The organism is Massiliimalia massiliensis, assembly GCF_900155615.1.
Classification (GTDB): Bacteria; Bacillota; Clostridia; order Oscillospirales; family Ruminococcaceae; genus Massiliimalia; species Massiliimalia massiliensis.
Genome location: NZ_FUHT01000003.1, coordinates 897,052 through 912,801, shown reverse-complemented (window position 1 = coordinate 912,801; position 15,750 = coordinate 897,052). Strand labels below are relative to the sequence as shown.

17 protein-coding genes and 1 riboswitch are annotated in these 15,750 nt (G+C 50.6%); of the genes, 13 read left to right on the top strand and 4 right to left on the bottom strand.

Going from position 1 to position 15,750, the window contains the following annotated elements; translation table 11 throughout:
- Positions 1-5: 5 nt before the first annotated feature.
- Both cobI and cbiD read right to left on the bottom strand, forming a co-directional pair.
- The gene (gene cobI / locus CZ360_RS08465) at positions 6-698 is read right to left on the bottom strand and encodes a precorrin-2 C(20)-methyltransferase (RefSeq protein ID WP_077533709.1); all 693 of its coding nucleotides are present in this window, start codon (positions 696-698) and stop codon (positions 6-8) included.
- Positions 699-1,844: a cobalt-precorrin-5B (C(1))-methyltransferase CbiD gene (gene cbiD / locus CZ360_RS08460; RefSeq protein ID WP_229408021.1), complete on the bottom strand. Its 1,146-nt coding sequence runs from the start codon at positions 1,842-1,844 to the stop codon at positions 699-701. It lies immediately after the preceding gene.
- A gap of 396 nt (positions 1,845-2,240) precedes the next feature.
- Positions 2,241-2,456: riboswitch (cobalamin riboswitch) on the top strand.
- A gap of 161 nt (positions 2,457-2,617) precedes the next feature.
- On the opposite strand from cbiD, the gene CZ360_RS08455 reads away from it, so the two are divergent.
- The 8 genes from CZ360_RS08455 to CZ360_RS08420 all read left to right on the top strand — a co-directional run bounded on the left by CZ360_RS08455 (position 2,618) and on the right by CZ360_RS08420 (position 10,072).
- On the top strand, positions 2,618-3,361 hold the full coding sequence (locus tag CZ360_RS08455; RefSeq protein WP_077533809.1) for an energy-coupling factor ABC transporter permease: 744 nt from the start codon (positions 2,618-2,620) through the stop codon (positions 3,359-3,361).
- Positions 3,362-3,393: 32 nt separating this feature from the next.
- Positions 3,394-3,705 carry an energy-coupling factor ABC transporter substrate-binding protein gene (locus CZ360_RS08450; RefSeq protein WP_077533707.1) on the top strand — a complete coding sequence of 104 codons (312 nt, stop codon included), beginning with the start codon at positions 3,394-3,396 and terminating at the stop codon, positions 3,703-3,705.
- A complete protein-coding gene (gene cbiQ / locus CZ360_RS08445) occupies positions 3,692-4,483 on the top strand; it encodes a cobalt ECF transporter T component CbiQ (protein WP_077533706.1) in 792 nt (263 codons plus the stop codon). The genes CZ360_RS08450 and cbiQ overlap by 14 nt, the downstream gene beginning before the upstream one ends.
- On the top strand, positions 4,480-5,331 hold the full coding sequence (locus tag CZ360_RS08440; protein WP_077533705.1) for an ATP-binding cassette domain-containing protein: 852 nt from the start codon (positions 4,480-4,482) through the stop codon (positions 5,329-5,331). The genes cbiQ and CZ360_RS08440 overlap by 4 nt, the downstream gene beginning before the upstream one ends.
- Positions 5,332-5,455: 124 nt before the next feature.
- Positions 5,456-6,631 carry an enoyl-ACP reductase FabV gene (fabV, locus tag CZ360_RS08435; RefSeq protein ID WP_077533704.1) on the top strand — a complete coding sequence of 392 codons (1,176 nt, stop codon included), beginning with the start codon at positions 5,456-5,458 and terminating at the stop codon, positions 6,629-6,631.
- Between the two features lie 18 nt (positions 6,632-6,649).
- A complete protein-coding gene (locus tag CZ360_RS08430; RefSeq protein ID WP_077533703.1) occupies positions 6,650-7,552 on the top strand; it encodes a dihydrodipicolinate synthase family protein in 903 nt (300 codons plus the stop codon).
- A gap of 16 nt (positions 7,553-7,568) precedes the next feature.
- Complete coding sequence (gene ilvD, locus CZ360_RS08425; RefSeq protein ID WP_077533702.1) at positions 7,569-9,296, top strand: dihydroxy-acid dehydratase; 1,728 nt, start codon at positions 7,569-7,571, stop codon at positions 9,294-9,296.
- Complete coding sequence (locus tag CZ360_RS08420) at positions 9,293-10,072, top strand: sirohydrochlorin cobaltochelatase (RefSeq protein WP_077533701.1); 780 nt, start codon at positions 9,293-9,295, stop codon at positions 10,070-10,072. Before ilvD ends, CZ360_RS08420 begins: the two co-directional genes overlap by 4 nt.
- 30 nt (positions 10,073-10,102) lie before the next feature.
- On the opposite strand, the gene CZ360_RS08415 is transcribed toward CZ360_RS08420, so the two are convergent.
- Entirely contained in the window at positions 10,103-10,966 is an 864-nt protein-coding gene (locus tag CZ360_RS08415; protein ID WP_077533700.1) for a pyridoxamine kinase, read from the bottom strand.
- A 138-nt stretch (positions 10,967-11,104) separates the two neighbouring features.
- Here CZ360_RS08415 and CZ360_RS08410 point away from each other — a divergent pair, with 138 nt between their 5' ends.
- Complete coding sequence (locus CZ360_RS08410; protein WP_077533699.1) at positions 11,105-11,290, top strand: hypothetical protein; 186 nt, start codon at positions 11,105-11,107, stop codon at positions 11,288-11,290.
- 48 nt (positions 11,291-11,338) lie between these two features.
- Here CZ360_RS08410 and CZ360_RS08405 read toward each other — a convergent pair whose 3' ends face one another.
- Positions 11,339-12,385, bottom strand: coding sequence for a M23 family metallopeptidase (locus CZ360_RS08405; RefSeq protein ID WP_229408020.1), 1,047 nt, complete (start codon positions 12,383-12,385; stop codon positions 11,339-11,341).
- A gap of 130 nt (positions 12,386-12,515) precedes the next feature.
- On the opposite strand from CZ360_RS08405, the gene CZ360_RS08400 reads away from it, so the two are divergent.
- The 4 genes from CZ360_RS08400 to CZ360_RS08385 all read left to right on the top strand — a co-directional run bounded on the left by CZ360_RS08400 (position 12,516) and on the right by CZ360_RS08385 (position 15,710).
- Positions 12,516-13,283, top strand: coding sequence for a type III pantothenate kinase (locus CZ360_RS08400; protein WP_077533698.1), 768 nt, complete (start codon positions 12,516-12,518; stop codon positions 13,281-13,283).
- A 54-nt stretch (positions 13,284-13,337) separates the two neighbouring features.
- On the top strand, positions 13,338-13,979 hold the full coding sequence (locus tag CZ360_RS08395) for an ECF transporter S component (protein WP_077533697.1): 642 nt from the start codon (positions 13,338-13,340) through the stop codon (positions 13,977-13,979).
- A gap of 270 nt (positions 13,980-14,249) precedes the next feature.
- On the top strand, positions 14,250-14,543 hold the full coding sequence (locus CZ360_RS08390; protein WP_077533696.1) for a UxaA family hydrolase: 294 nt from the start codon (positions 14,250-14,252) through the stop codon (positions 14,541-14,543).
- A 6-nt stretch (positions 14,544-14,549) separates the two neighbouring features.
- Positions 14,550-15,710, top strand: a complete 1,161-nt coding sequence (locus CZ360_RS08385; RefSeq protein ID WP_077533695.1) for a UxaA family hydrolase — start codon at positions 14,550-14,552, stop codon at positions 15,708-15,710.
- Positions 15,711-15,750: the final 40 nt, after the last annotated feature.

Sequence of the window (15,750 nt, the reverse complement as noted above, 5' to 3'; positions counted from 1 at the left end):
CCTTTCTATTCAGGTTTTACCAGCAGAATGGAAAAATAATGCGGGGGCTCTGTCACTTCCTCCACTGAACGGCAGACCCGCTCTCCTTCCATCCCGCATCGCTCTACTAGCTGTGTTTTCTTCTCCAGCCCGTTCTCCCGAAGCAGGGCCTTTACCTGTTCGAAAGCTCGTCCCGTTTTCATTAAAATCTTGTTTCCTGGAGCTTTCAGCATCGTTTCGGTACATGCATAAGAGCCGGGAATGATGGTAAGCGGCTGATCCCCTTCTGCCAGGCTGGTTCCCAGTGCCGCTGCAGCCGCGCAGAAAGAGGTGACTCCAGGGACAATCTCCGCCTGGAACCCTGATTGTACCACCCGGTCATGCAGATAAAGATACGTTGAATAAACAGTCGGATCACCCAGCGTCAAAAACGCGACGTCTTTTCCCTGCGCCAGCACTGCTTTTATCTTTTCGCCTGCCCGGTCTCGGTTTCGTCCGGTCACTTCTGGGTCACGGGACATCGGTATGTCGATCAAGAGCTGTTCCTTGGATTCAATTTCCGGGACAGCCTTTCTCGCTATTTCAAACGCGGTCTGTTTCTCTCCATTTGCCGCGATCATCCCAACTACGTCGCATTCTCGCATCAGCCGCGCCGCTTTTAGGGTCACCAGCTCCGGATCGCCCGGCCCAACCCCGATTCCATATAATTTCCCCTGCATTTATCTATTTCCTTTCCCTTGTTCTTTCTTTAATTCTTCGATCAGCAGATCGGCGTTTTCAGTCTTTCCAAGCAATCCATAGGGCTTAGCAAACATCACCACGCCAACCGCAACCGATCCCGCGCGCCTTGTCAGCTGCGCTTCTATCGCCCTCATCACGCGGGATATCGTTTCCTTCAGCCATCCTGCCTGCTCCAGCACGGAAAGCGCCGCCTCGGTTGTAATACAATCCATCACCGCTTCTGCCGTTTCCCGTCCCGCGCCTGAAAGCACTGCATAAACGCTCATCAATTCCAGCCGGCAATCCCCGTATTTCGAGTGGGTGTTCATCATTCCCCCAGCAAGCTTCACCAGCTTTCCGATATGCCCTACCAGCAGGACAGACCGGATATCTGCCTGCCGCAGCATATCCAGCGTATCCCCAATGAAATTGCTGCACTGGAACATGGGCGCACCGGTCAGGCTGAGTGTTTCAGACGCAAAGGTTTCACCATAATTTCCAGGCGTCATTAACAGCGTTTGATGTCCCGCCGCATGTAATACACTGATCTCAAGACGGATCGATTCAAGCAGGGCGGCATCGCTCATTGGCTCCACAATCCCGCTGGTACCCAGAATCGAAATCCCCCCCTCAATTCCCAGCCGGGGGTTAAAGGTCTTTTTCGCAAGACGTTCTCCTCCCGGTACTGAGATAATCACCTCAAACCCGCATAAACAGCCAAATTCCTCCGCCGCTTCCGTTACAGCCTGGATAATCTGCTTTCTGGGCTGAGGGTTGATGGCGGCGCTCCCGACAGGACAGGATAAGCCCTCTCTTGTTACCCGTCCAACACCATTTCCGCCTTCGACCGTGATCCCGCCGCCATCCTTATAAAGGACAGAGGCGTAAACCAGAATGCCATCAGTAATATCCGGATCATCCCCACTGTCTTTTCTGACGGCGCAGGAAACTCTGTCAGGTTCTCTTGCGATGTCCTCCGGTTGTGCAGTAATCACAACGCCCTTCGGTGTTTTTACCGCGACAGAAGAAACTGCCTGTCCGGACAGCAGCATCTGCGCCGCCGCCTTCGCCGCCAGTGCGGCGCAGGTTCCGGTCGTATAGCCGTACCGGAGATTTGGGCGGGTTTGATCTAAAAAATAATCCATGATTTGGCCCATGCTTTGCCAAGCAAAGCTCCCTTTCCTTCCCAAGGATCAAAAGTGCCGGTCTCCCATTGAAAAAACTCCATTCAGGATCATCACCGAATGGAGTCATTTGTAAGAAGCCGTTTGTCTTCTCCACAGGCTTCGGTTGACCGCAAAGCTGTGAAACTATCAGGCCCGGCAATCTGGCTTGCTGCATAAAGCAGGATACAGTAACGGACTTGCGCAGGATTCCCACCTGACTTCCCCGTATTTTGCCCATAGTTCTTTTCTAAGCCTTATTGTAGCTTATCCGGGTTTGGCTGTCAAGAAATAGTTCTGGAAAAGGCCCTTTCCTCATTGACAAGAAAAACCGCCTATGCTACACTAAAATTGCGAAAAAACGAAAACAGTTCCAAACTATTTATGTTGAATAACGGTGAAATATGGGAGAATATCCCTATTTTCTTAAAAGGGAACTCGGGTGCGAATCCCGGACAGTCCTGCTACCGTATGAACTGAGGAGGCTTTCACGCGGGGACAAGCCTGCAAGCCACTGGATTTTATCCAATCCGGGAAGGCGAAAGCCAACGATGAAGTTTTAGTCGGGATATCTGCCGTTATGCTCCGCTTTGCGGATGGCTGTAACTTCACAGTGTATGAAGGGTATAGTCTGCATCACAGCCTGACAGGGATCTTTCTCCCTGCCGGTGTTTCGTATTGCAGGGAAGCCCGAAGATATTTTCGGGCTTCTTTTTTCGTGTGCACAATCATAATAGAAAGGGGTTGTTTTTATGATGAAAACAACAAAACTGCAAAAAATCCTTGTTTCCGCCTCGGCCGTACTATGCGCGGCCCTCTTTTTCTCTCCGCAGGCATCCGCCATGCATATTATGGAGGGATATCTCAACCCCGGCTGGGCGATAGCCTGGGGCGTTGTCTGTGTTCCGTTTGTCGTATGGGGCTTTTTCTCTATCTCCAAATCGGTTAAGCAATCCTCCAAAAACCTGGTGCTGCTCGCGATGTGCGGCGCGTTTGCGTTTGTCCTTTCAGCATTAAAAATCCCTTCTGTCAGCGGGAGCTGCTCCCATCCGACCGGGGTAGGGCTTGGCGCTGTCCTGTTCGGGCCGTCTGCCATGTCTGTAATTGGCGTTATTATTCTGCTCTTCCAGGCGCTTTTACTCGCGCATGGGGGATTGAGTACGCTGGGAGCCAATACCTTCTCCATGGCGATCGCGGGGCCGCTTGTTTCATTCGGTGTGTTCAAGCTATGTAAGAAGCTCGGTGTGTCATCCGGAATCGCGGTGTTTTTTGCCGCTGCGCTGGGAGATTTGTTCACCTATCTTGTCACCTCTGTTCAGCTCGCTTTGGATCATCCCGATCCGACCGGCGGCTTCCTCGCATCCTTCTCTAAATTTGCCGGCATTTTTGCGGTTACACAAATTCCGCTCGCAATCTGCGAAGGACTTTTGACCGTAGTGATCTACAATGTTCTGGTCAAGTACAGCCGCAAAGAGCTGGAATCTCTCCACGCTTTATAATCTGCTGTTACATAGAAAGGAAGTCAGCTATCATGAAACTTTGGAAGAAAAATTTAATTTTGATCCTTGCCGTCGTCATTATTACGGTTATCCCATTGCTGGTGCTCCCAAACGCCGAATTTGGCGGAGCGGACGGAGAAGCCGAAGCGGCAATCACAGAAATCGATCCGGATTACAAGCCGTGGTTTGAAACGCTCCTGGAACCGGCAAGCGGTGAAATAGAATCCCTGCTGTTCGCGCTCCAGGCAGCAATCGGCGCCGGTGTCGTCGGTTTTGTTCTGGGACGGATTACGGCAAAATCAAAAGATAAAAAGACGGCGGAAGGGCACCATGAATCAGATTGATAAAATTGCTTATTCCTCCCGGATTGCGCGGCTTGATCCCAAGGGAAAGCTCTGCTTTTCCCTTTTCCCGCTCTGTCTCTGCATCGGGACAAGGAGCATTGCGGCCGGGCTGATCACCCTGTTCGCTATGGCGGCGTTAACCTGCATGTTGACCGGGCTAACCCTAAAACGGTATTTGCATTTCCTGCTGATTCCCTGTGGGTTTCTCCTGATTGGCACGCTTACAATTTTTATCAGCCGCTATCCGGCGGGAGAGTCCTTGCTTGCCGGTGTTACCATCGGACAATACCAATATGGCATCAGCCCGGATTCCCTGTTTCAGGGAATCCGGCTTTGTTCCACTGCGCTCGGTGCGGTTTGCTGTATGTATTTCCTTTCCTTCAACACCCCGATGACCAGTCTATTCCAATGTCTGCGCGGCAGCCCCCTGCCGGGCGTCCTGGTTTCGCTGATGGAACTGATCTACCGGTATATTTTTGTTATCTGGGAGGAAGCCGCTCGGATGAAAACTGCACAGGAGGCAAGGCTGGGATACCGGGGCCTCAGGCAATCGATCCAGTCGGCCGGAACACTGATCGGTACCCTGTTCTTCCGCGCCTATTCCCGCTGCGGCCGGATCTGTGCCGCACTGGAAGCCCGTGGCTTTGAAGGGGATCTAAACGCCTTACAGGAGACCTACGCGCCCTCCAAAAAATGGTATGGCTATACCCTGGCGTTCTGCCTGGTTCTGGGCGCAGCGGCGCTTGCAGAATTTATGCTCAGGAGGAAATTAGGATGAACACAAATTTTCAGCCTATTATTGAAACAAAGAAGCTTTGTTACTCCTATGACGGAGAGTCGAACTCCCTGGACAATATTAATACAGTGATCCCAAAAGGAAAAATTACGGCTTTTCTGGGTGGGAACGGCGCCGGTAAATCAACCTATTTTTTGAATCTGAACGGCGTGCTGACCCCGGATTCCGGAGAGGTGTTCTTTGACGGACAGCCTGTGATTTATGATAAAAAAGGAATCGCCGCGCTGCGCAGGCGGGTCGGGATCGTCTTTCAGGATCCGAATGACCAGCTTTTTTCCGCCAGTGTTTTAAAGGATGTTTCCTATGGCGCAGTGAATCTAAAACTGCCGGAGCAGGAAATGAAACGGCGTGTTGACGAAGCGGTAGAACAGACCGGTATCCGCGAATTTTTGCACGCGCCGACCCACGCGCTCAGCTTTGGACAGAAAAAGCGGGCGGCAATTGCGGGAGTGCTGGTAATGAAACCGGACGTCATTATCCTTGACGAGCCGACTGCCGGCTTAGACCCTTCCGGTGTGAGCGAGATTCTAAAGCTTATGCTGAAAATACGGGAAGAACAGGAGATCACCTTCCTGCTTGCTACCCACGACATTGACCTTGTCCCACTCTACTGCGACTTTGCCTATGTGCTCGATCATGGAAAAGTCGCACTGCATGGTACGCCGGAGGAGCTGTTTCGGCAAAAGGAAAGACTCCGGGAGGTGAATCTCCGTCTCCCCAGGATGGCCCATCTCATGGAAATTCTTGCAAAAAAGGATCATCTCGATGTCGATATCACGGCAGCAACCATCTCCAAGGCCCGGAAGACGATTCGTTCCCTTCTGAAATAACGAAACAGCATTTCCTTGCAAAATCTGTAAATTTCCTGTTTATTTTTGTGGTTCGGTTGCACCGGTTTCTGTAATCTGGTATAATTGGAATATCTTGATTATATGGAAAAAGGATGGTAAACACATGATCATAGAACCAAAAACCAGAGGCTTTATCTGCACCACCGCGCATCCGGAAGGATGCAGGGAAAATGTCCGGAGACAGATAGAATATGTCAAAAGCCAGCCCGCGATTGACAGTGCCCAAAAAGTGCTTGTTATTGGCGCAAGCGCAGGCTATGGGCTTGCTTCCCGGATTTCCATGGCGTTTTCCGGAAAAGCCGCTACCATCGGTATTATTTTCGACAAACCAGCTTCCGGAAAACGAACCGCGAGCGCAGGCTGGTATAACACTGCCGCACTGGAAGAATTCGCCCATGAGGAAGGGCTATATGCAAAAACCATCAATGGAGACGCTTTTTCCCACGCGGTAAAGGAAGAAACAATCGCTCTGATCAAACAGGATCTCGGCAAAGTGGATATGGTAATCTACAGCCTGGCGGCGCCCCGCCGCACTATGGAGGACGGAACCGTTTATTCCTCCGTATTAAAAACCACCGGCGAGTCCTACACCAATAAGACCATTGACCTGGCCTCCAGAAAGGTATCCGACGTTACAATTCCTCCTGCTACAGAAGAAGAAATCGCCAATACCGTCAAGGTAATGGGCGGCGAGGATTGGATGGACTGGATCAAGGCGCTGAAAGAGGCCGATGCGATAGAAGACAGCGCCGTGACTGTCGCCTATTCCTATATCGGGCCGGAGCTCACCCACCCGATGTATACCAACGGTTCAATTGGGATGGCGAAAAATCATCTCTTCCAGACTTCAAAGGAAATTTCAGGACAGCTCGGCATTGAAGCCTATATTTCCGTCAACAAAGCGCTGGTAACCCAATCCAGCGCGGCTATTCCGATTGTGCCGCTTTATATCACCGTCCTATACAAAATCATGAAGGAGCAGGGCAATCACGAGGGCTGCATCGAACAGATGTACCGCCTCTATCATGACAAGCTCCAGAAGGACAGTGTGGAAACCGATGAAGAAGGGATGATCCGGCTGGATGATCTGGAAATGCTCCCGCAGGTACAGGACGAAGTAATGAAGGTGTGGAAGACCATCTGTGACGAAAATATTGAACAGGCAGCTGATATTGATGGATATTGGGAAGATTTTTACCGGATGTTCGGCTTCCGCTTGGACAATGTGGATTATGCAAAGGATACAGACCCCAACGTGGACATTTTGAGTTTAAAATAAAGATCGGGAGGAATTGCTATGAACATCAGAGGTGTTGTCCCGCCCATGACTACCCTGCTGGATGAAAACCGCCGGATCGATTTCGGCGCGAATCAGAAGCTGATCGATTTTCTGATTGACAGCGGCGTCAACGGCATTTTGATCCTGGGAACCTGCGGCGAATTTTTTGCCTTTACCGAACAGGAACGCAGGGAATTTGTCACCTTTGCCGTAAAAGCCGTAAACCATCGCGTCCCTCTTCTGGTCGGTACCGGCCATACGGACGAACGCGAGGCCGCCCGGTTCACCAAATTTGTAGGAGAAGCCGGTGCGGACGGCGCGCTGGTGGTCTCTCCGTATTATGTCGCGCTGGACGATAACGCACTGTATCACTACTACTATACTGTTTCCCATGCGTCCGATACTCCAGTCTTGTTTTATAACTTCCCTGACCGAACGGGAATCTCCCTGAACACACCCCTGGTCAAACGGATTTTAAAGGATTGCCCGACCATTGTCGGCGTCAAGGATACCATTAACGACTATGGCCATACCCGTACCTTCCTGACCGACATCCGGCCGGATTACCCCGGCTTTATCACCTTCACAGGATGGGACGAATATTTTCTGCTCAACCTGCTGAACGGAGGGAATGGGATCATCGGTGCCTACTCAAATTTTACTCCATCTCTTTATGCCAAGCTCTATCAGGCGTATCAGACAGGCGATATGGATCTGGCTGCGGAGTGCCAGAAAAAAATCGGTATTTTAATGGGCTTATCCTCTGTTTCCGCACAGTCAATCGCTGTTGTGAAATATGCGGTTTCTTTGGTGCTCGGCGTTTGCGACATGCCGGCCGCGCCGTTTGAACCCCTCAGCAGCGCACAGAAGGAGCAGGTCAGAACTATCCTGACCCAGGCCGGGATTTTTCCGGCAGAATAGGAAAGAGAGCTGCAATATGACAAATGATGTATCACACAGCGCAAAGGAACGGCTTTTATGGGCACAGTTCGACGCGCTTCAGCTCGGAACCGGCTGGACTTACTCAGATCTCACAAAGCTCCAAATTTTGGTAGAGGACGTTTACGGGGACAGCCACCCCGGCAGCATCCACCTCAACCAGCTTTCAGAACAGGTAAAGATCGGCGTATATGAATCCGGCGGAAAACCCGCCGGATTTCACGCGACTGATATCTGCGACGGCTGTGCCCAGGGACACAATGGAATGAATTATATTCTTGCTTCCCGTGAGGTGTTAACCGACATGGTGGAGCTTCATGGAAGGGTTAATCCCTGGGACGGGCTTGTGCTTTTGTCCTCCTGCGACAAATCAGTCCCCGCGCATCTGAAAGCGGCGGCCCGGCTCGACCTGCCGACCGTCATTGTTCCGGGCGGGAGCATGCGTCCGGGACCGGACATGTCTACCTCGATCAAGGCGGGAGACATTTCCCTGCGGCAAAAGCAGAAAGACAATATCACCCAGCGTGAAATTGCCGACTATAAGCTGACCGGATGCCCTTCAGCCGGCGCCTGCCAGTTTCTGGGGACGGCCTCTACCATGCAGTGCATGGCCGAAGCGCTTGGATTGACACTGCCCGGCGCCGCGCTCATCCCGGCAACGATGCGGGATATCGGCCAATGGGCGCGCAACGCCGGAATTGCCGTGATGGAGCTCGCACGCAAAGGGATTACCGCTTCTGATATTATGACAATGGAGGCATTTGAAAACGCCGTCATGGTTCACAGCGCAATCGGCGGTTCGACGAACGCAACGCTTCATCTCCCCTCCATTGCAGCAGAGCTGGGACTTTCTCTTCCGATTGAGCTCTTCGATGAAATCAACCATAAAATTCCCCATATTGCTAACATCTATCCGAGCGGAACCCAGGTCACCGAGGCTTTCTGGTTTGCCGGCGGGATTCCTATGGTACAATGGATGCTGCGGGATTTCCTGCACCTTGATGTACTTACCATTACCGGAAAAACCCTGCGGGAAAACCTGGACGAACTGGAGCAAAACGGTTATTTTGAACGATATCTCGGATATCTGCACAATTACGGCTTAGCCCGGAAGGATTTATTAACCCCATTGGACGAAATCCAGGAAACCGGATCAATTGCTATCCTAAAGGGCAATATCGCGCCGGATGGCTCAGTCATTAAGTATTCGGCGGTAAAGCCGGAGATGCGGCGGCACAAGGGCCTCGCGCGGGTTTTTGACTGTGAGGAGGACTGCTACAGCGCGGTCGTAAACGGCAATATCCATCCGGATGAAATCCTGGTCATCCGGTATGAGGGGCCGCGCGGCTCCGGTATGCCGGAGATGCTGATGACTACGGAAGCGATCGTCTGCGATCCCAGGCTAAACGGAACGGTTTCCCTGCTGACCGACGGAAGGTTTTCCGGAGCTACCCGCGGCGCATGTATCGGACACATTTCTCCGGAAGCCGCGCGCGGAGGCCCTATCGCCTATTTGCAGGACCGGGACCTGATCGAATACGATATCCCAAACCGTACCCTTTCCCTAGTTGGAACAGACGGGACTGAGAAAACAAAGGAAGAAATCGACACAATCCTGAGGCAGAGAAAACAGACCGTGGTGCTCAAGCGCCCTGAGCTGCGCAAAGGAATTTTCAAACGATATACTGATTCTGCTGAATCCGCTATGAAGGGAGCAGGCATATGACAAAACGCGCATTGGTTTTTATCAGCTTTGGCACTGCCCATTTAGACGCACTAGGTGCGATTGAACATCTGGAAAAAAACATTTCCGCCTCAATGGAAAATGTGGATATCTTCCGCGCTTTCACCTCCCGGATTGTAATCCGTAAGCTTGCGGAAGAGCAAAATCTTGTCATTAAGACCCCGGCAGAGGTGATGGATGAGCTGGTGCAGAACGGCTATGAATCCGTTCTCTGCCAGACATTGCACGTTATCCCCGGCATTGAATATGAAAAGATGGCGGCGGAGCTGCTAACCTATCGCGAGTCCTTTTCAACCTTCCAAATCAGCCGGCCATTGCTGTCAGCACAGGCTGACTACGAGGAATCAGCACAGGCTATCTGTTCTATGATTCCGTTTCGGACAGATGAAGAAGCAATCGTGCTGATGGGACACGGGACGCCCCATTTCGCGAACGCTGCTTACTGTCAGCTTGAAAATACCTTTCGTTTTCTTGGCGAGGAGCATGTCTATGTGGGAACGGTGGACGGCTTTCCGGGTATTGAATATATCCTTTCCCGTCTAAAAACACGCGGAATTAAAACCGTCTATCTGATGCCGTTTATGATTGTAGCCGGAGACCATGCAAAAAACGATCTGGCCGGCGAATCGCCTGACTCCTGGAAGTCAATCCTAGAGGCAAGCGGATTCCATACCCTCCCGATTTTAACCGGGCTGGGTGAACTGGAACAAATCGGGGAAATATTTATCCGGCATTTAAAAGAGGCGGAGCAGGTATAAACCTGCTCCGCTTCTTCTGCATCGTTTTAACTAAAGTACCTCATAGTGGTCAAGAATCTGCTCTTTGCAGAGCCATGGCAGCGACTGCTCCAGCAGCACGCCGTATCTCGTATCGGTGCTGTAGCTGAAGGTCGTTTTGATCGCCAGCTCCAGAAAGCGGGTCGCCCGTTCCATTGCAATTGGAAGGCTGTCCCCTTTCAGTACTGACGCCACTACAATACTGGCAAAGATATCTCCGGTGCCCGGATAGCTGACCGGCACATAGCTGCACTTCACCCGCCAGAAGGTGTTGTGCTCCCGGTCATAGCCGACATTGTTGATCGTCATATCTGCCAGCTCCACCCCTGTTACAATCACAGTAGACGGCCCAAGCTCGCTCAGGCGCAGCAGCTTTGTTTTAAACTGCTGGTGTGTCAGAGGGCGGGGGTCATACGGCTCGTTTAACAGCAGGCTCATTTCCGTCGGATTCGGTGTAATAATATCCGCTTTATGCACCAGTTCCCGCATTCTTTCGCACATTGCCTTGGTATAGGTGCGGTACATTTTTCCATGGTCGCCCATGACCGGGTCGACAAACACCACTGCCTCCGGATATGCCTCCATAAACTTCAGGCAGTCGTCAATCTGCTTTTCCGAAGCTAAAAAACCAGTATAAATACATTCAAATCCAATTTTTTCCTTTTTATACTGCTCCAATGCCGGAATAATATAATCGCTCAAATCTCGGGTCACAATATTCTGAAAACCGCCGGTATGGGTAGAAAGGACAGCAGTCGGCACTGGAACTGCCTGAACGCCCATTACAGACAAAAGCGGCAGGATGACCGTTAAGGAGCATCGTCCAAAGCCGGAAAGATCATGGATCGCCGCCACACGCGCGGGTCTTTTTAACATTTTGATTTCCCCTTCACTTCATTTTCCGCAATCTGACAAAAATTTTGCCAGAATCTCGCCTCAATAAATATTCCCCAAGCACAAATAATAATGGTGCAGGATTTTTTCCTGTAATTTTAATATTGGAGGCGGTATTTGATGAAAAAACACATGAATCCCTGGATTACCGGGCTTGCTGCAGGTGCAGTAGTCGGTACTGCTGCCTATGTCATCAACCATAAAGGCCACACAAATTCTACTGCAAAAACCCTTCGCCGCAATACAGGCAAAGCGCTGAAAACAGTCGGCACCGTCATGGAGAACATGTCCTATATGATGAAATAGGCTTAATTCCCTCTGAAACTCTCAGAGGGAATTTTACTTATTGTCGTCTCAGCCAGAGGTTTCATCTTCATTATAGCATAACGATTCGCTGTTTTCCAGACTCGAATCATAATAGGCGGATTGCCTGACATACTCTCCCGTTTTTTCGTCCTTGCAAACAGCGCTGCGATGTTTGGATAAAAATTTTACAATTTCATAAACGTTGATCCAAATTTCCTGGTCGGATTCCTTTTGCGATTCATCAAAGATAAGCTCCATGCCAAAGTGGAGATGAGGCTTTGTCATCCCATTGGTATCCTCTTTGGAGGAATATCCGGTCATCCCAAGATACCCAATTACATCCCCAGCCTGTACCGTATCTCCGACAGACCGGGAAAATACATATGGGTGTCCGCTGCGAAGATGGGCATAATAATAATATCTTTTTTGATCCAGGCTTCTGATGCCGATCCGCCAGCCTCCGAATTCATTCCAGCCCATCGCCTCGATCACACCGCTCTCCACTGCGATAATCGGCGTTCCGACATTTCCCAGCAAATCGTTTCCCAGATGGTTTCTGCGAAACCCATAGCTTCTTCCGGCGCCAAAATCATCATAATGGTTATATCCGTATCCGCCCGCAATAGGAGAAAAGACCTTTACCCCATAATCGGAAACTATGGTGGACTCTCCATCCTCCCCAATCAGCTCATGCTGGTATTCTCCGATGAACCCGTCCAGTACAGCGCGATAAACATTTTCATAATAAGTATACCCTTTTTTATTTGATTTTGCCTGTTCTTCAGGTAAGGTTCCAGCTTTTGCCTTCTGGATAATCCCGTCAAGGTCTTTTCCCCGATACTGCTTCCAATTCCCCCCGTATTGGACAGCAAGGCATGCCAGACTTTCCACCCAGTCCACATGGTTTTCCTCCTGATAGCTGTCAATGTCCGCCTGTCCCGCCTTCTGCATAGCCTCCACCGGAACATCAAATCCCGCCCAGGTGATATATCCTTCTGCCGGGACTGCCTTCTCCGGATAAAAACAGGCAATTCCTGTTACTGCTATCAATAAGATCAGGACAAAAGCGACAGTTTCCCGCATCCACTGCTTCATTCTATACCCCATCCTTTCCCTTGCATTATATGTGCAAACTAAGGCGGAAATACTTGTCAAAGGAAGGTGGATTGTTTATAATAAAAGATGGCAATTGTTTTTTTGTATTCCATCGGAAAGAGGCAGAATTATGGTTTTAACAGTAAATATCGAAAATACCATTATCACATTTGGCGTGTTTGATGACGACAGACTATCTTTTTCCGCGTCAATCGCCGCATCTCCAAATGCAACAGAATTTGAATATGCAGCCTCTTTCCAGCAGATTTTGACCCTGTCCCATATCCCATTGATAAAAATTGACGGGATAATTCTGGCAAGCGTAGTCCCAATGCTTACGCCAAAGCTCAAGCAAGCATGCCGTCTGTTATTCCATACTGAGCCTCTGCTAGTTTCCGCAGGAGTAAAAACCGGGCTGAACCTAAAGGTCAGTACCGCTACCCTGGGAACAGACTTTGTCTGCGCGGCAGCCTGTGCCGTAAGGGAATATCAGACGCCTTCTGTTATTGTGTCATTGGGGACAGCGACTACCTTTTCCGCGATTGACGGAAACGGGGTTTTCTGCGGTACTGCTATTGCAGCCGGTGTACAGGTGTCGCTGGAGGCGCTCCATCAATGTGCGGCACAGCTTCCGCAGGCTTCTATTGAACCGCCGCAGGCTGTTATCGGGACCAATACAGCCGCTTCCATGCGTTCCGGATTGATTTACGGTACCGCTTCGATGATCGACGGAATGTGCGCCCGCTTTGCGGCACAGCTTTCCGGATTACCGGTCTTTCTTGCAACAGGCCAGCACGCACAGGATATCATTCCATACTGCGATACGCCGTTTGTGTCTGATCCCCATCTGGTTTTAAAGGGGCTGTATTACATCTATCTGAAAAACAAAAAGCAATAGCCGAAATTAAGCACTGTATCCCAATTCTTGGGAACAGCAGCAGGAGGTTTTTACATGTCAAATCAAACACGTTCCACAGTCAAGCTAGTACAGGTTTCCTTATTGATTGCAATTATGGTTGTGATGGCAATGGTTCCGTTTTTGGGCTACATCCCATTGACTCCGACCATCCGCGCCACTACAATCCATATTCCGGTAATTATCGGAGCAATTCTGCTAGGGCCAAGGGTAGGCGCTCTTCTGGGATTTGTCTTTGGGCTGACCAGTCTGATTACCAATACCATCAACGGCGGCGTCACTGCGTTTGTATTCACCCCGTTTTACCAGCTTGGCAATACACAGGGGAATTTTTGCAGCCTGATTATCTGCTTTGTTCCGCGAATTTTGATCGGTGTAGTCGCGGGACTGTTATTCCAATGGATTCAAAAGGTGGATAAAACCAGGATATTTGCCTGTATTGCAGCGGGAATCGGCGGATCTCTGACCAACACCATCCTGGTAATGGGAGGGATCTATCTCTTCTTCGGAAAAGAATACGCGGCTGCAAAGGAAATTGCCTTTGATACGCTGTTAAAGGTAATCGGCGGTGTGATCGCCGTCAACGGCGTGCTGGAGGCCATTGTGGCCGCTGCAATTGCGACCCTGGTCGCACGGCCGCTGATTGCCGTTTTCCGAAAAAAGGGAATGTTGTTATAAAACAGCTTCACCCCTCAGCGGAGATGAATCCTGCTGAGGGGTTGATCTCGTTTTATCCTTTGATATGCTATAATAAAAGCAAACCAAATGCCCTGCATTCAGAAGCCTCATATTATGAGGCTTTGGCAGCGCGATAGCGTTGCCTGCTTTATATTGCAACAACAAATCATGCCGCTTTGCAGCATGGCCGTTTTACGGCCGTCAAAACTTTGTTTTGATCGATTTGTGTTATGATAAAAACAAAAATACAAGCGAAGAGAGGGAGTAATCATGAACAATGCCATGATTATCGAGCCGGAGGATAATGTTGCCGTTGCCATTGAGCCGATCCCAAAGGGTGAAGCGGCCTGTTATGTCCTGCCTGACGGAACACCCTGCAGGATAACTGTGATAGAAAATATCACTATCTATCACAAATTTGCCGTACATGATATCGCAAAGGGTGAGAAAATCGTCAAATACGGTGAGCATATCGGCGAGGCGGGAGCGTTTATCCCAGCCGGGGCGCACGTGCACGAGCATAATGTCATCAGCGTCCGGGAGAACCTGGATGATCGGGGGTAAAACAGGATGGAGTTTTTAGGTTATCTCAGGCCGGACGGACGGGTCGGCATCCGTAATCATGTGTTTATTTTGCCGGCAAGCGTCTGTGCAGCAGACGTTTCACGAATTGCCGCTTCCCAGGTGCAGGGAGCTGTGACCTTCCACAATCAAAACGGCTGCTCCCAGGTCAAAGCCGACCAGCAGCTTACTATGGATGTCATGGCAGGCTACGCGGCAAACCCCAATGTATACGGTACGGTAATTGTGTCGCTTGGATGTGAAAACTGCCAGATGGATCTGGTGGAAGCAGCAGTACGGGAGCGAACCAGCAAGCCGCTTCAAAAGGTGATTATCCAGGAAGCGGGCGGAACAATCAAAGCAGTTGAGCAGGTGGTGCGCCTGGCGCAGGAAATGGTCAGGCAGGCGGGCCTGCTGCAGAGGCAGCCTTGTCCATTGTCCCGGTTGATTGTCGGAACGGAATGCGGCGGCTCTGACCCAACAAGCGGGCTTGCCGCGAATCCACTCGTGGGCCAGCTCAGCGACCTTCTGGTGGATGAAGGCGCAGCTTCTATTCTGAGCGAAACGACAGAATTTATCGGTGCAGAGCATATCCTGGCAAAACGGGCGGCAAACAGGGAAATCCATGACCGGCTGTTTGATATCATCCACCGTTATGAGAAATCGCTGCAGCTCGTCGGAGAAGAGGTACGGGCCGGAAATCCATCTCCAGGAAACAAGGCGGGCGGAATTACCACTCTCGAAGAAAAATCGCTCGGATGCATCCACAAGGGCGGACACCGCCCGATTATGGCGGTTTACGATTATGCCAAGCAGATCGAAACAACCGGGCTTGTCGTCATGGATACGCCCGGAAACGATCCTTCCTCCGTCGCCGGGATGATCGCAGGCGGCGCTCAGGTTGTGGTATTTACAACCGGGCGCGGCACTCCGACTGGAAATCCCATTGCGCCGGTAATAAAAATCACCGGAAATAAACTGACCTATGCAAAAATGGAGGACAATATTGATTTTGACGCCAGTCCGGCCATTTATGAAAGCGGCTCTATGCCCCGGCTGACACAGGAACTGCTGGTAGAGCTGATTGAAATTGCGAACGGAAAATTGTCCAAAGCAGAAGCCCTGGGGATGGTGGAAACCGCGATTGCAAGGGTGTGCAACTATGTTTAAGGTATCATGGATTGCAATAAAAACCCGGTTTGGCAAACGC

Bases quoted from the DNA above. Each gene is read 5' to 3' on its own strand.
- CZ360_RS08455 (WP_077533809.1), top strand. From the start codon at position 2,618: ATGAAAACAACAAAACTGCAAAAAATCCTTGTTTCCGCCTCGGCCGTA.
- CZ360_RS08410 (WP_077533699.1), top strand. From the start codon at position 11,105: ATGAAAAAACACATGAATCCCTGGATTACCGGGCTTGCTGCAGGTGCA.
- cbiQ (WP_077533706.1), top strand. From the start codon at position 3,692: ATGAATCAGATTGATAAAATTGCTTATTCCTCCCGGATTGCGCGGCTT.
- CZ360_RS08420 (WP_077533701.1), top strand. From the start codon at position 9,293: ATGACAAAACGCGCATTGGTTTTTATCAGCTTTGGCACTGCCCATTTA.
- CZ360_RS08415 (WP_077533700.1), bottom strand. From the start codon at position 10,966: ATGTTAAAAAGACCCGCGCGTGTGGCGGCGATCCATGATCTTTCCGGC.
- CZ360_RS08440 (WP_077533705.1), top strand. From the start codon at position 4,480: ATGAACACAAATTTTCAGCCTATTATTGAAACAAAGAAGCTTTGTTAC.
- ilvD (WP_077533702.1), top strand. From the start codon at position 7,569: ATGACAAATGATGTATCACACAGCGCAAAGGAACGGCTTTTATGGGCA.
- cbiD (WP_229408021.1), bottom strand. From the start codon at position 1,844: ATGGATTATTTTTTAGATCAAACCCGCCCAAATCTCCGGTACGGCTAT.
- CZ360_RS08400 (WP_077533698.1), top strand. From the start codon at position 12,516: ATGGTTTTAACAGTAAATATCGAAAATACCATTATCACATTTGGCGTG.
- CZ360_RS08430 (WP_077533703.1), top strand. From the start codon at position 6,650: ATGAACATCAGAGGTGTTGTCCCGCCCATGACTACCCTGCTGGATGAA.
- CZ360_RS08390 (WP_077533696.1), top strand. From the start codon at position 14,250: ATGAACAATGCCATGATTATCGAGCCGGAGGATAATGTTGCCGTTGCC.
- CZ360_RS08450 (WP_077533707.1), top strand. From the start codon at position 3,394: ATGAAACTTTGGAAGAAAAATTTAATTTTGATCCTTGCCGTCGTCATT.
- CZ360_RS08395 (WP_077533697.1), top strand. From the start codon at position 13,338: ATGTCAAATCAAACACGTTCCACAGTCAAGCTAGTACAGGTTTCCTTA.
- CZ360_RS08385 (WP_077533695.1), top strand. From the start codon at position 14,550: ATGGAGTTTTTAGGTTATCTCAGGCCGGACGGACGGGTCGGCATCCGT.
- cobI (WP_077533709.1), bottom strand. From the start codon at position 698: ATGCAGGGGAAATTATATGGAATCGGGGTTGGGCCGGGCGATCCGGAG.
- CZ360_RS08405 (WP_229408020.1), bottom strand. From the start codon at position 12,385: ATGAAGCAGTGGATGCGGGAAACTGTCGCTTTTGTCCTGATCTTATTG.
- fabV (WP_077533704.1), top strand. From the start codon at position 5,456: ATGATCATAGAACCAAAAACCAGAGGCTTTATCTGCACCACCGCGCAT.